14 protein-coding genes are annotated in these 13,486 nt (G+C 42.3%); 1 reads left to right on the forward strand and 13 read right to left on the reverse strand.

Going from position 1 to position 13,486, the window contains the following annotated elements; translation table 11 throughout:
• Window positions 1-165 precede the first annotated feature (165 nt).
• The 8 genes from HWY38_RS04805 to HWY38_RS04835 all read right to left on the reverse strand — a co-directional run bounded on the left by HWY38_RS04805 (window position 166) and on the right by HWY38_RS04835 (window position 7,999).
• Window positions 166-1,032, reverse strand: a complete 867-nt coding sequence (locus HWY38_RS04805) for an SIR2 family protein (RefSeq protein ID WP_061861697.1) — start codon at window positions 1,030-1,032, stop codon at window positions 166-168.
• Complete coding sequence (locus tag HWY38_RS04810; RefSeq protein WP_020958089.1) at window positions 1,029-2,021, reverse strand: ParA family protein; 993 nt, start codon at window positions 2,019-2,021, stop codon at window positions 1,029-1,031. Before HWY38_RS04810 ends, HWY38_RS04805 begins: the two co-directional genes overlap by 4 nt.
• Before the next feature lie 658 nt (window positions 2,022-2,679).
• The gene (locus tag HWY38_RS04815; RefSeq protein WP_224181376.1) at window positions 2,680-4,623 is read right to left on the reverse strand and encodes a hypothetical protein; all 1,944 of its coding nucleotides are present in this window, start codon (window positions 4,621-4,623) and stop codon (window positions 2,680-2,682) included.
• A 150-nt stretch (window positions 4,624-4,773) separates the two neighbouring features.
• The gene (gene rlmH, locus HWY38_RS04820) at window positions 4,774-5,253 is read right to left on the reverse strand and encodes a 23S rRNA (pseudouridine(1915)-N(3))-methyltransferase RlmH (RefSeq protein WP_224181377.1); all 480 of its coding nucleotides are present in this window, start codon (window positions 5,251-5,253) and stop codon (window positions 4,774-4,776) included.
• Window positions 5,254-5,333: 80 nt separating this feature from the next.
• Entirely contained in the window at window positions 5,334-5,504 is a 171-nt protein-coding gene (locus HWY38_RS04825) for a CxxH/CxxC protein (protein WP_004393147.1), read from the reverse strand.
• Between the two features lie 153 nt (window positions 5,505-5,657).
• Entirely contained in the window at window positions 5,658-5,786 is a 129-nt protein-coding gene (locus HWY38_RS19115) for a hypothetical protein (protein ID WP_255247544.1), read from the reverse strand.
• A 289-nt stretch (window positions 5,787-6,075) separates the two neighbouring features.
• Complete coding sequence (locus HWY38_RS04830) at window positions 6,076-7,239, reverse strand: hypothetical protein (protein WP_224181378.1); 1,164 nt, start codon at window positions 7,237-7,239, stop codon at window positions 6,076-6,078.
• 10 nt (window positions 7,240-7,249) lie between these two features.
• Entirely contained in the window at window positions 7,250-7,999 is a 750-nt protein-coding gene (locus tag HWY38_RS04835; protein WP_224181379.1) for a YiiX/YebB-like N1pC/P60 family cysteine hydrolase, read from the reverse strand.
• A gap of 181 nt (window positions 8,000-8,180) precedes the next feature.
• Here HWY38_RS04835 and HWY38_RS04840 point away from each other — a divergent pair, with 181 nt between their 5' ends.
• Entirely contained in the window at window positions 8,181-9,161 is a 981-nt protein-coding gene (locus HWY38_RS04840; RefSeq protein ID WP_224181380.1) for an aldo/keto reductase, read from the forward strand.
• A gap of 29 nt (window positions 9,162-9,190) precedes the next feature.
• On the opposite strand, the gene HWY38_RS04845 is transcribed toward HWY38_RS04840, so the two are convergent.
• The 5 genes from HWY38_RS04845 to HWY38_RS04860 all read right to left on the reverse strand — a co-directional run bounded on the left by HWY38_RS04845 (window position 9,191) and on the right by HWY38_RS04860 (window position 13,443).
• The gene (locus HWY38_RS04845; RefSeq protein ID WP_224181381.1) at window positions 9,191-9,664 is read right to left on the reverse strand and encodes a GNAT family N-acetyltransferase; all 474 of its coding nucleotides are present in this window, start codon (window positions 9,662-9,664) and stop codon (window positions 9,191-9,193) included.
• Between the two features lie 47 nt (window positions 9,665-9,711).
• Window positions 9,712-9,846 carry a hypothetical protein gene (locus HWY38_RS19120; RefSeq protein WP_007407881.1) on the reverse strand — a complete coding sequence of 45 codons (135 nt, stop codon included), beginning with the start codon at window positions 9,844-9,846 and terminating at the stop codon, window positions 9,712-9,714.
• Complete coding sequence (locus tag HWY38_RS04850; RefSeq protein ID WP_088461925.1) at window positions 9,833-10,948, reverse strand: aspartate phosphatase; 1,116 nt, start codon at window positions 10,946-10,948, stop codon at window positions 9,833-9,835. The genes HWY38_RS19120 and HWY38_RS04850 overlap by 14 nt, the downstream gene beginning before the upstream one ends.
• A 130-nt stretch (window positions 10,949-11,078) precedes the next feature.
• On the reverse strand, window positions 11,079-11,969 hold the full coding sequence (gene rocF, locus HWY38_RS04855; RefSeq protein WP_007407883.1) for an arginase: 891 nt from the start codon (window positions 11,967-11,969) through the stop codon (window positions 11,079-11,081).
• Between the two features lie 73 nt (window positions 11,970-12,042).
• A complete protein-coding gene (locus HWY38_RS04860) occupies window positions 12,043-13,443 on the reverse strand; it encodes an amino acid permease (RefSeq protein ID WP_029325776.1) in 1,401 nt (466 codons plus the stop codon).
• Between the last annotated feature and the right edge of the window lie 43 nt (window positions 13,444-13,486).

Genomic DNA, 13,486 nt, shown 5'->3' on the forward strand with positions numbered 1-13,486 from the left:
CTTCTCTTAGCTGTGGAAACCGGATTTGTAGTGGAATCTGGTTTTTGCTTCACCTCATTGACTGCTAACTAGCAATAGTTTTCCACAAAAATTCAATTTACCGATCACTTACGTATAAAGTGAATTTAAATACTAGGGTTAATTTCTTAATATACAGAATGTTACTCACCAAATTCTTGCACTAGCAACTTTATCTCGCTCCTCTTCAACCAAAACAACTAATGATTCTAATGATCGACAGAGTTCTATATGATTGTTCGTTGAATCATAACTTATAATTTCCAAGTTAGCATTCTCTCTTGTAGACCGAACTAAATCTTCAGTCACATTATCAGAGGCCGTTACCATATAATGTGGGCGGCTATTTGGATATACATGAGCATAATTTTCTAAAATCAATCTAATATCAGGGTCATTTAGACCGCACCCTAAAAATATAAAGGTGTGGGTCAAGGCTAAGGCATCTAACAACTTGTAAAAAGTGGAATTATTATACCTAGCTTCAGTATACTGCTTTCTGGTAAAAATCATTTGATTAGGGAAATCTATAGTGCCATGAATTTTTATGATTATCCGATCCTCAGATCTAAGCTTATCTGCTAAATCGTCATCATAATAGTTTTTCACACTAATAGTTCCATTTGATTCTTGGTTGGCAAATGTATCATATATTTTATCAACATTTGGAGTGGCTACTATTCTTGAATCTAATTTAAAAATCGCTTCATGAATTCTATGTTTTTCAAATCCAGGTCTCATGAAAGAATCTTTAGCTATTTCATTAAAACCATGGGAACTTAATTTGTAATAAATTATTTCACAAGCAGTTAAATAATCTTTTTCAGCTATAAAAGTATTAATATGTTCAGTATTCTCAGAGATATTATCTGAAGCTATTCTCAAAAATTCTTCCCAAGTAGGTGGTCTTTTACCTTGTGCATTTATGGAATTTCTAGATATTCCTGAACCTAAAAATAAAACAGACTTTCTTCTCGCTATATCTTTCACGAGAGGAAGTGGCCAGCTAATCATCCAATTACCTCCAAACTCTCAATCAGTTTCCGAGAAATACCTTCCATAATATATTTAAACTCTTTTACTTTAGTAAAATGAGCACCTACTACTCCATCTTTTGCTTCTAATCTGTATACTGGTTTATGGGCAACTTGTGACATTGGTATCACACTATGGAAGTTAGGAATACTTCCCAGATCATAATCATTCTCTCCAACCTCTTTGTTCAAGACTTCAATTAATTCCCTTTTCATCGTAGCTGGAATTGGTTCAAGTATACGTTCAAATGCTTTGACTGGTCTCTTTACTCCATCCTTTGTTTTTGCAGTATATTGTTGAGTAACATACCCAGCAAACTTCAGGTTACTCTCTGTTTTTAATCCATCTAAAGCTTCTGGATCTTCATTATTTATAACTCCATAATTAAACCTTGTTTTCCAAGCTTCTAAAGTTTGACCAATGTTTTCAACCGCCAATAAACTAAAGATATCGGAAGACATAGGTGTTATAAAATAATCTGATGCTAATAATATAGATCTATTTAACGAGCCTAAAGATGGACCCATATCAAAAAAAACATAGTCAAATTCTTTACATCTACTTAACAATTCACTGAAAACAAGCGTTGTCCTCAAACCCCTGGGTAAACCAGCAACAGCATCTCTCCAATCATTGGATAGTAAATCCTCCATCAATGCCAACCGTGGATCGCCAGCTAAGAAACTAATATCAAAGTTATTTACTTTTATTAGATTTAACTCTTGTGAATAGCCCTGTCCTCTATGTAAGGGCTTTAACATGTCATATATTGTGAACCCATCTTTTTTATAATAAACTTCTTCAAATTGCTTATCAGATAGTAAATTCACCGTAGAATTACACTGAGGATCCGCATCTATTAGCAGTACCTTTTTATCATACTCAGCAGCTATAAAACTTGCTAAATTGCATACTAATGTAGTTTTACCTACTCCGCCCTTGTTGTTAAACATTGCAATAGATTTCATAAATACCCTCCTGTAACATATTTTTTCTAAAATGGACCTAATTATATATTATCATGAGTTTAATTTTTTTTCTGAAAAAATCAGTTTGAATGTAAATAAAATACTTATGATAAGGCTCACCGTGACTAATCTAAGTGTGGTTTTTATAATTGATTTTTGTTTAGGGTACTTTTGCTGATATCGGCCGTGCCCCTGCTCAAGACTTTCGAAACCGACACGGAACTGCAGTGCACGGACAATGCACGTTCTGAGAAAAAATTTTGTGGCTACAAGTTGGATTCTCATAAAATAATTTCCGACTATTCAAACCAATCATGCCCTTGTTTCTCTGCATGGGCAAATCTTGAAAGCTTTTTTCGGATAGGTGGAGTGAAGGCTGGACGAACTCACACCACAATAGGGTCAGGAAACTTCATGAAGGTTTGACGATACATGAATCACCACAGCATGGATCGTTATTTCACGAGAATTGTATTCCAAATGCGGTTCGAAAAGCGGTATCAATTCATTCATGGTCTCTACTTCTTCTTTTTCTTGATTATAGAGCTCTGAACATCCCTAGAAAGAATTATCAACTAATTTCGTAAAGAACCCAATTTAACTTTATGCTTACAATTTTTACTCCTGCACCAAGGACCAGGTTCGTTTCTTCCTAATATTAATCACCCACAACCTTTGCTGTGCAAAGATCATCATTTATCTTTATCATAATCGTTATTAATAATCTAAGAGCATGCAGATAATTCACATAATGCTCATTTTCATTCTCATATCCAGAAGATGTACCATGTAAATACTTGTTCCTCAAGTCATGTCCATTGATAAAATTTCTTTTATTCAGATAGTAATCTATATAATCGGATTCTTGCCTTGTTAATAGTGTATTTTCAGAAACTAAAGCTCTTTCATTTAATAACTTATCAACTTCTTTCTTTAGAGCATTAGATAGCTTACTAGTTACGACTACACCGTTTATATGGATATAATAATATATAAGTGTTCTATTCCTATTGACCAACACTACTTCATTATCGTCGTTTACCGTTACATAATCATTTTCAACAAGCCAATCTAAAGACGATTTTTGATAAACCTCTATGTCATGTAAATACAGCTTATCAGTATCCAACCTTTCAATGAGCGTATTATATTGACTATCACCATAATTCGGGAAATAAGTAATATTACTTTGGTCAGAAAACATAATATTTCTCAATATTCTAGCCTCATCATTATTTGGCGCTATATACACGTATCTGTCTTTTGTCATGCTTGGGCATTCAGAAAATGGCAAAGGCTTGCTTTCCATTTGTACAAGCTCTTCATCAATGTAACCATCCTCTAAATAAAACCTATACTTCTTGATTATGCTTTCAATAGTTGGAAATATAGATTTGCACTTTTCAAAATTCGGATTATCTATAGGTGGTAGCTTAATGGTGAAGTCCTCAATATAGAATTCCTCTTTTAGATAAACATTGAAGAACCATTCAATTATTGCTTCTAAATCTTTGTTTTTACTCTTTAGAAATGAATAATATACATGCATTTGTGCTAAGGATAAAGTTTCTCTTATTGAGAAAGCTGTACAGGTCTTGTATTCTTTTTCATGAGCAAAACCAAATCTTTCAAAAACACTTGCATATATTTCATTATATGGGAATTTAGAAACCATATCATTATTTACGAACTCGAATATGTATATAAAGTTGTTCAATAATGTTGGATTATCAAGGTTTGATTCTAACCATTCTTTATCAACTTCTGTTCCTACTTTACTTAAAGTAAAATGTTGCTTTACTGTACCCTCTACATTTTCTTTTAACTCAACTATTATTTCCGTTCCCCGCCCACTACCATCTTTAAAGAGTTCTCTCTCAAGTCTTTCGCTTACTCTTTTTGCTTTCAGTTTAACTCTAGTATCTAAAGCAAACTCTTTTGTATTCTGTACATTACTAAGAAGCCTGGTATAATTTAAATTAGGCTTGTCTAAATCTATATAGGTGCTAATAATCTGCTCTTTATCTTCTGTAGTTAATGATTGTGGCAAATAAGATTCCTCTCGTTCGCTCCTATGCTTTAATAAATATTTATCCAAAAGTAAATTTGTACTTCCTTCTGGATTAATAAGCATGTATTCTCTTAATTCCACGTCATATTTCATCACAAGTTTATATTGCTTAAATATTTGCCATGCAAATACATCAAGTTTATCAAGAAACATCTTAAATCTGCTTTCTGTAATATCACTCAACTTTCTTTTTTCTATTATTTCCCAAAAGGATTCCTTATATTCGAAATCTACTTCTTCATATTCGGCTAATATGTCTGAATGCTGATTGATATATTTACCCACTAACGAATTAGCTATAACGTTTTTTTCTTTAAGCCATTCCTCTTTATCTTCACCAAGATATAATAGAAATGTATCGTCCTTCACATACTTGATTATATTATATAATTCTATAGCTTCATTGATATTCTCTATTGTATGACCTATCACCAACTCCTCATAAACTTCTTTAGCCTTATCTAGCATATATCCTTTTGCCAAATCTGGTCCTTTGTAGTACTCTACACCTCTATATCCTTCCTTTACCACACTCCCCTCTCCTTTCTTTAATATTAATATTCTTTGACAAACTCCTACGTTGCCTTCTCTTTTGATTTTCAAAGTCGAATTGGGAGGGTTCTTTTTAAGTCATTACTCTGTTACTATTAGCAAATAAATTCTTTACTCTAAAAACCCCACTCACTTATGATAAGGCTCCCCACGATTAATCCGAAAAGCCCGATAAACCTGCTCCACTAAAATCAGCCGCATGAGCTGATGAGGAAATGTCATTTTTGAGAATGACAGTTTGTCGTCTGCGCGCTTCATCACTGCGTCGCTCAATCCGAGTGAGCCGCCGATGACGAAGGTGATTTTGCTTTTTCCATATGTCGCCAGCTTATCTATTGTATCGGCCAGTTCTTCGGATGTTTTCATTTTTCCTTCGATGGCGAGGGAGATGACGTGGGTGTCCGGGCTGATTTTGGCCAGGATGCGTTCGCCTTCTTTGTCTTTAACAATTTTCATGTCTTGGTCGCTCAGGTTTTCCGGCGCTTTTTCGTCCGGGAGTTCAATGATGTCGATTTTTGCGTAGGCTGAGAGTCGTTTTTTGTATTCTTCAATGCCTTGCTTGAGGTATTTTTCTTTTAGTTTTCCGATTGTCACAATATTGATATTCACAGGTCATCCCCACTTTAGAAACAAGTTATTCATATATATTGTCCACAATTGTGGATATCTTTTCTGTATTTTGTGTAGGATCATTCGTTCCCTACTAGATATGTTGCAGTGTCCCCACATAATTCACAGGCTGTGGATAAACTGTTAGTATGTTCGATTTTTCTGATTTCGGGCGGAAGCTCATGATCATCTATGTACATGTCCAGCACGGTTTCGATATGTTCTTCACAAGAATAATAAGCGGTTTTCATAGTTACGTCCTCCGGTTTTCTTTTGCACGTGGCAATTGTTCTCTTTTCAATATAACCTATTTATACACATGTTAGTAGTGCTTCGGGCTGAGTTTTATCCACAATTCGGCAAATCACGCGCAAAAAGAGCTGGTGTTTTCAGCATCCGGCTGTTTACGTGTTTTCTCTTTTTTCTAAGCGAAGGACGAACAGAATTCCTAATAGACACGCCAGCAGCGTACAGCATACATCAATCCCGTCCGGCTTTCCGTCATTTAAAAACGCGGGAAGCTTTTTCTTCATCGGCTCCCTTCTAAATTCCTCTATCTCTATGTTCGGTCGGCTTTTCTCTTGTTATATAGCCTTATCATGAGGGTCACAACGATATATACAATCATAATCAATGCCCCGTTACTCACATCAGGGTATCCAATCAACATATTCATTATGACAAAAACAATGGTTATACAAATGACGGACAACAATAAGAAGATACTGAATGATTTCAAATGAACACCTTCTTTCCCGCAGTAACGTTTCATTATAAAAAGCTTACCAAAAGCGGCAAGCTCTTCCGAAATGTTCATACTCTTTAAAACCCACCCATCACCTGCACATCATACAGCTTGAGATGGCTTTTCGGTGTGACAATGTCTTTCAGGCTGGAGATAGTCCGGTCGTTCAGCTTTTTGCCCGTTTTCAGGTCGAAGGATTCGATTTTGGCGGGCTTTTTGTAGCTGTACGTGAACAGATACAGCTTCCCGTTTTGATGGGTCAGCTCCTTGAAGTCGGCTTTCATTCGTGATGCGGGGAGGGTGAAGGCCTTTTTGCTTTTTCCGGTCTCAGGGTTGATGCGGTAGACGGTTCCGAAGCCGTCAACGAAATAGAAGCTGCGCTGCTCCATGAAAAAGCTTTTTTTGAAGCTGAACGGCATGGAGTCATAAATAGTCTGTTCGTCATTTTTATAAGTTGCGATGTCATATGTTTTGATAGCGCCGCTGTGTTTCATGACTTTCACCATTTGATAGATGTGATCGGCTTTTTCCCCTCTGGTGACAAAGCAGATGGCGCTGTCGTCCGCGGCGAGCTGGGATTCGACAGACGTGCCTTCTTTATACGTCCATGTCGCGATTGATGTTGTATGGAGTTTCTCTTTATCAGCCTGAATGTCTTGGACGTGATAGCCTTTTTCGTCATCTGTCGGCGTGAGTGCGAAAAGATGATCTTTAAAAAAGCCTGAAGCGCGGATATAGTGCGGGATGACGTCTTGCTTCCACTTGCCGTCAATCTGGCGGTACAGCTTTGAACGATAGCTGCCGCCGCTCTTGTCGTAACCCGAATTATACAGCGTGTAAAAGCCTTTCGTCCGTTCGATATATCCCGCGCTGTCTCCCGTATGCTGGTATGCTCTTTTATACGTGTGAAGGCCGCCCTGAACGGTGTAGATTCCTTTTTTGTCCTCCAGCAGCACGCTTTCGTCATGCACTTTGGCCGATCCGAGCTCAAGCCCATTCATTTGATAAGAAGAGAGCCGCCCTTTTTCATCGGCGAAGAGGGCGTAGCTTTTTCCGCCGCCAAACGTGTCTTGGTCAGCCGCAGTGGAGAAATACAGCAGCGCCTCTTTATCTTTCAGAAAATCAGGGTCATTTAATGTGTTTCTCGCGACCTCCGCAGGATCTTCCGTGCGGAAATAGATGAAGCATAAGACCGCTGCGGCGGCGATGATCATTAAGGATATCCAGATGATTTTTTTCACGTTGTTCTCCTTAGTGAATGGTCAGAATCGTGGCCGTGTAGGACGAACTTGTGATGTCGCGCGGATATACGCCTAAGCCGCCGTTAGAGTCGATATCAATCCCCGCTTTTAAAAGGAATGCCGACCACAGCAGTTTTGAGCAGTTTTTGGCGCCTTCATGGCCCGTATTTCTGTTATTGACGAAGTTGAAGGAGTACTCATCACCCACTCTTGATACGGCCCAGTCAGCGGCGGCTTGTTTTTGGGCATCAGTGACTTTCACGGTCTGGACGATTGAATTGTCTTCGACTTCTCTGCCGTTATAAGCAATTTGGCGGACGCCGTCTCCCGGCACGGATTCAACAATTTTATCAGCGGATGAATACATGCCGACATGCCCGTGGTTGTAATAAGCCGTGTATGAGTTCGTGTAATAAATATTGCCTTTTGTGCTTTTCGGAAGTTTTTTTGTGCCTGATGATCCGCCCATTGTAGAGAGCCCTTCTTTGGAAGCGATTACATTTCCTTGCACCTTGTCTGCCGTGATTTCTTGATGAAACTGCTTGAGAATTGCTTCTGTTGAAACGTGCTTCTGTTTGGCAAGCTCTTTGGCGGATTGGAGAACGTCTTGAGGAGTCGTGCCCTGCTGAAGGTCTGCGATTTCTTTTGCGTAGCGGGCTGCTTCTGTTTCTTTCGCTTTTACATTCATACCGGAGAACGACAGAACCATGGTGAATGACAGGGCAAACGGGAGAACGGCTTTGAACAGCTTTTTACACATTGACTTCGCCTCTTTTCTTCGAGTATAATTTTTCCACATTTTCATTATATGACGAAATTGTGATGAAAAAATATACAATTTACAGATTTTTAAAAATTTTATAACAATATGTAAATCATATGCATAAATCATTTTCAAATATCAGGAAATCCGGTTATCATACAAGAAAGGGGGAGGACATATGAAGGACAGAACGATCGGTTCGATGCGGGTTTCCGCAATGGGGTTAGGGTGCATGGGCATGTCGGAATACTATGGCAGCCAGAGTGAGGAAGAGTCGATTTCCACACTGCATCATGCCGTTCATCTCGGCGTGAATTTGTTTGATACGGCTGATCAATACGGATTGGGTGCGAATGAAGAACTTGTCGGCAGAGCGCTCGCCCCATTCAGAAAGGAGCTGTGCCTCGCGACGAAATTCGGTTATGTCCGAAGTGAAAAGGGTGAGTTTATCGAAATTAACGGACGGCCCGATTATGTGAAAAAAGCGTGTGACGCCAGTCTGAAACGCCTTGGGACGGATTATATCGACCTTTATTATCTGCACCGGGTTGATCCGCGGGTGCCGATTGAAGAAACTGTCGGTGCCATGAAGGAGCTGATAGACGAAGGAAAGGTGAGATTTATCGGATTGTCAGAGGCTTCCGCAGAAACGATCAGGCGCGCCGTCCGCATTCACCCGATTTCCGTGCTTCAATCGGAATATTCTTTATGGAGCAGGGAAGCGGAGGAGCATGTGCTGCCCGCCTGCCGTGCGCTCGGCATCTCATTTGTGCCTTACAGTCCGCTCGGCAGAGGTTTTCTTTCCGGAAAGATGACGTCGACAGATCATCTGGATGCCGATGATTACAGAAGAAGAACGCCGAGATTTCAGGGAGACAATTTGGCGGTGAATATAGGGCTCGTCCAAAAACTTACCGCCATTGCCCGGGAAATGAATATCACCGCGCCTCAGCTTGCGCTCGCATGGGTTCTCGCAAACGGCGATGATCTCATTCCGATCCCGGGCACAAAAAAGAAACACTACTTGGAAGAAAACCTCGCCGCTCTCGACATTGTGCTTCCCGAGGATGTGAAGGCGCGGTTGGATGAGATGTTTCCGATCGGCACCGCGGCCGGCGAGCGTTATCCGGAACAAATGATGACATTGTTAGATGAATAACAAAAGAGGCCCATCGTGCGGGCCTCTTTTCATGACAGCTTTTTGCTCATGATGACATCCGTCTCCAGAAATCCCGTCTTCTCATACAGCTTCCGCGCCGTTTCGTTATGAGCGAACACATGGAGAGAAATCTTGCGGACACCCAGGTCTTTGGCTTGGTCCTCCAGCCTTGCGAGCGCCTCTTTTGCATAGCCTTTGCCGCGGAAAGGCGGATGAAGGCCGAAATCATAAATAAATGCGTCCTGCTGCGGGTGGTCCGGATCGGCGTGCAGCCACAGCCAGCCGGCATTTTCCTTTCCGTCCAATGTCAGCGTCCATAAATAGTGATCGGCCGTCTCCAAGCCGTCAGGAAGCAGGTCTTCAAACGCCAGCTTCGCTAACTCCGGCGCTTCGTCAGGCAGCCACGTTCCCGCTTTTACCTTTTCTTCAGCGTATTGCTTGGCTGAATGGGCGAGATAGGACTGAAATTCTTGTCCTGTCATCGGCTGCAGCGTGATAGCCATTGAATCACTCCTTACAAAACACGGACTGAAAGCGGTATCATGAAGTATTATCCGAAGGCTCCGTTTTCCGCCGGTTTTATGATTTGTTCGGCTTGTGCCGTTGAACCAGTTTGCGCAAATAATCCAATCGAAATGAGACTTGCCAAGGCTGCTGAGAGTACAATGAATTTACATGTTTTCATTACGAATCCCCTCCGTTAATCTCAAAATTTGGTCATTGGCATCAATTGATTCTTGAAAATACTTCGCCGCCAATTTGTAATTCTCCTGTTTTTTAAAATGCGCCGCGGCCTGATACGACAAATCGGAAACGTCACTCCACAGCTCTTTCCTTCTTAACTCGGCGAAAGCTGATTCAAGCGCTTCTTCACTCTGGTCAATAAAGACATGCTGTAAGATGCGCAGCTTTTGGGTGTATACGGGCTCGTTTTTTTCTTCAGCGGCATTCAGCGCTTTATGCAGCCAAAACCGGCCCTCATCCATCTGTTCCTGTTTCAATAACACTCTGGCCAGCATGTACAGACTCCGCACCGAATATGCTGATTGCAAATGCTCCTTTTGATCGAGAGCCGTTTCAAACTCGATCCGCGCCTCCTCAAGCTTTTCCTGTCTTTCATAGCAAATGCCTGCGTTAAAGTGGGCAAGCGCCTCAATATGCGGATCGCCCGCTTTGGCGGCTTGATGAACCGCCGTCTGCAGGAGCTCTTCGGCTTTCTGATAGTGAAACAAGTCCATTCTGTTACAGCCGATCACCATTAAACACTGTGCTTCTCTGACCGCGTACATTTCATTGGCTTTGTAGATCTCCAACGCTTTTTCCGCGTGGTTCATCGCAAAGTAGTTTTGGCGGATTTCATAGTAGGCAATCGCCACTTGATAATTAAACTCGGCTCTTTCAATCTCATTCGGTATGTGCCGGAGCCTGCTTTCAGCAATCCGGTAAAAATTAATGGCGTTCATAAACCGTTTACGGTAAAACTCGTGCATTCCGGAAAAGAAATAATAATAGTATTGAATCATCTGGTCTGTTTTTTCTTTATCGGCGTTCAGCTGGATCGTTTTTAAAATGCCGTCTGTTTTCTCATACTCTTCCATTAAAAGCTTATAGCGGGAATCAATTAAATTAAAATAAAGGAGCACCGTTTGATTTTGTGTCATATTTTGCAGATCCGTAAGCAGTTGTTCTCTTAACGCCTCAGCCGATTCAGTGTTGTGCTTTTTGATTTCCTCATACCAGTCACTGATTTTTTTCGCAACTGTTTCGTGGGCCATCACTTCAGCCATCTGTCAGGACACCTCCCTTTCCCATTTTGTGTAATAAATATATCATATTTACAGGTCTAAAAAGAGGGTGACAGCCCGCTAGTTTCCTCGTGGCAACAAAAAAACCCCCGCAAGTGCGGAGGCGCATATTTTATAATAGTTTTTTTCCTAACAAAGATTCCACCAGCTCGACCGCTGTTTTGCCGGTTTTGTTTTTGTGATCGAGGATCGGGTTGACTTCAACAAATTCAGCTGAAGTAATGATGTCGGCATCATACAGCATTTCCATTGCCAAGTGGCTTTCACGGTAGCTGATGCCGCCGACGACAGGCGTGCCTACGCCGGGTGCGTCGCTCGGATCAAGGCCGTCGAGGTCAAGGCTGAGGTGAACGCCGTCACAGTCTGACAAGTAGTCAATGGTTTCTTCAATCACCTTGGTCATGCCGAGGCGGTCAATCTCATGCATCGTATAGACCTTCATGCCTGTTTCCTTAATGTATTCACGCTCGCCTTCATCAAGCGATCTCGCGCCGATGATGACGACGTTCTCCGGCTTGATTTTCGGGGCATAGCCGCCCAGGTTCACCAATGTGTCGTGCCCGACGCCGAGGCTGACGGCCAGCGGCATTCCGTGAATATTGCCTGAAGGCGATGTTTCCAGGGTGTTTAAGTCGCCGTGCGCGTCGTACCAGATGACGCCGAGCTGTTTATAGTGCTTTGCCGTTCCTGTCAGCGTTCCGATCGCGATGCTGTGATCGCCGCCCAAGACGAGAGGGAACCGCTCATTCTCAATGACGCTGTCCACCTTTTGGGCGAGCTGCTCGTTCCCCGAGAGCACAGAGTTCAAATTTTTCAGCTCTTCATCATTTTTGAGTTTTTCACGATTGACGGGGATGTCGCCTAAGTCTTCCACCGCATACCCCATGTCAGATAACCGTTCAATGAGATGCGCGTAGCGGATGGCGCTCGGGCCCATGTCCACTCCGCGTCGTGCTTGTCCTAAATCCATCGGCATTCCAATAACTGAGATATTCTTGTTCATCCGTTTTTCCACCTCAACATGTTGTATGTTGTCCTGTGCGGGTTTCTCAAAGATGACTTGGACACGAAAAGATTTAAAGCTCTATCTGTTTTTCTGACTGCTTACGCTTTTTTACATACAGATGATAAACGATAACGCACACCGCCATGAACGGGATGCCGCAATAAAGGGCGAGCCGCTGTTCTGAATCAAATGCGAGGCTGATCAGAACAACCGTATTTAACGTCAGCCCGATAATAGGCAGCACCGGGTACAGCGGTGTTTTAAACTTCAGGTCTTCCACTTTGCCGCCTTCGCGGATGTATTTCCGTCTGAACATCAGCTGCGACAGGGAAATCGTAATCCAGCCGACCTGCGCGCTTAGTCCGGCTAATGATAAGAGAAACATATAAACGACTTCCGGCGCAGCCACCTTAGACAGCAGGGACAGGCAGGCGACGGCCAGCGTCACGATCAGAGCGTTCATCGGCACGCCGCGTTTATTTATTTTGCCGAGCGATTTAAAGGCTTGTCCTTCGTTCGCCATGGCATATAGGATACGCGTCGATGCAAACAGGCCTGAGTTGGCCACTGAGAGCAGCGCAATTAAGATAACAAAGTTCATAATATCGGCCGCATATGGAATACCGATTTGTTCAAACACCACGACAAACGGGCTTTCGACCACTCCCGCCTGCTTCCACGGAATCATCCCGGCAATGACGATGATGGAGAGAACGAAAAAGACAAGCGTTCTCCACACCGTCTGCCGGATAGAGCGCGGAATCGTTTTCTCGGGATTTTCACTTTCTCCCGCGGCAACCCCGATCAGCTCCGTTCCCTGGAACGCGAAGTTTACGGTAATCATCGTAATAAGCATAGCCTTAATACCGTTCGGAAACAATCCATCCTCATAAAAATGAGAGAAGAAAGGAGCCTGCTCGCCGTGTTTCATGTCAATCAGGCCGAACATGGCGGCGCCGCCCAAAATAATAAACAGCAGAATGACTAAAATTTTAATGCCGGAAAACCAAAATTCCGACTCAGCGAACGCTTTTGTGGTAATGGCGTTCAAAAGAAACATCAGTCCGACAAACACGAGGCACCACACCCATACGGGAACATGCGGAAACCAGCGGAGCATCAATTGTCCTGCAGATAAAAACTCAATGGCACATGTTACCGCCCAGCCGAGCCAGTACAGCCAGCCGAATGCGAAACCGAAAGCGGGGCTGATGAATTTGGTTGCGTACGTCTGAAACGACCCTGATACAGGAAGGGCAACCGCAAGCTCGCCTAAGCAGAGCATTGTCAAAAACATAATAAAACCGCCGACCAGATAAGACAGAACCGCGCCCAGCGGTCCCGCCTGGTTAATTGTAAATCCGGTACTCAGGAAAAACCCGGTGCCGATCACTCCGCCCAAAGAAATCATAAACAAATGGCGTGATTTCATTGTGCGCTGAAGCTGATTCTCTTTTTGATTTGTATTCACTATTCTGCACCCCTTCAGCAACTTGTATTGGAACCAAGCCGGT

The sequence above is a fragment of the Bacillus sp. KS1 genome (assembly GCF_020075515.1).
Classification (GTDB): domain Bacteria; phylum Bacillota; class Bacilli; order Bacillales; family Bacillaceae; genus Bacillus; species Bacillus velezensis.

Coding starts and splice junctions, on each gene's coding strand:
- HWY38_RS04845 (WP_224181381.1), bottom strand. CDS start 9,664: ATGGCTATCACGCTGCAGCCGATGACAGGACAAGAATTTCAGTCCTAT.
- HWY38_RS04835 (WP_224181379.1), bottom strand. CDS start 7,999: ATGTGTAAAAAGCTGTTCAAAGCCGTTCTCCCGTTTGCCCTGTCATTC.
- HWY38_RS19115 (WP_255247544.1), bottom strand. CDS start 5,786: ATGAAGAAAAAGCTTCCCGCGTTTTTAAATGACGGAAAGCCGGACGGG.
- HWY38_RS04805 (WP_061861697.1), bottom strand. CDS start 1,032: ATGATTAGCTGGCCACTTCCTCTCGTGAAAGATATAGCGAGAAGAAAG.
- HWY38_RS04850 (WP_088461925.1), bottom strand. CDS start 10,948: ATGGCTGAAGTGATGGCCCACGAAACAGTTGCGAAAAAAATCAGTGAC.
- HWY38_RS19120 (WP_007407881.1), bottom strand. CDS start 9,846: ATGAAAACATGTAAATTCATTGTACTCTCAGCAGCCTTGGCAAGTCTC.
- HWY38_RS04840 (WP_224181380.1), top strand. CDS start 8,181: ATGAAGGACAGAACGATCGGTTCGATGCGGGTTTCCGCAATGGGGTTA.
- rocF (WP_007407883.1), bottom strand. CDS start 11,969: ATGAACAAGAATATCTCAGTTATTGGAATGCCGATGGATTTAGGACAA.
- HWY38_RS04810 (WP_020958089.1), bottom strand. CDS start 2,021: ATGAAATCTATTGCAATGTTTAACAACAAGGGCGGAGTAGGTAAAACT.
- HWY38_RS04825 (WP_004393147.1), bottom strand. CDS start 5,504: ATGAAAACCGCTTATTATTCTTGTGAAGAACATATCGAAACCGTGCTG.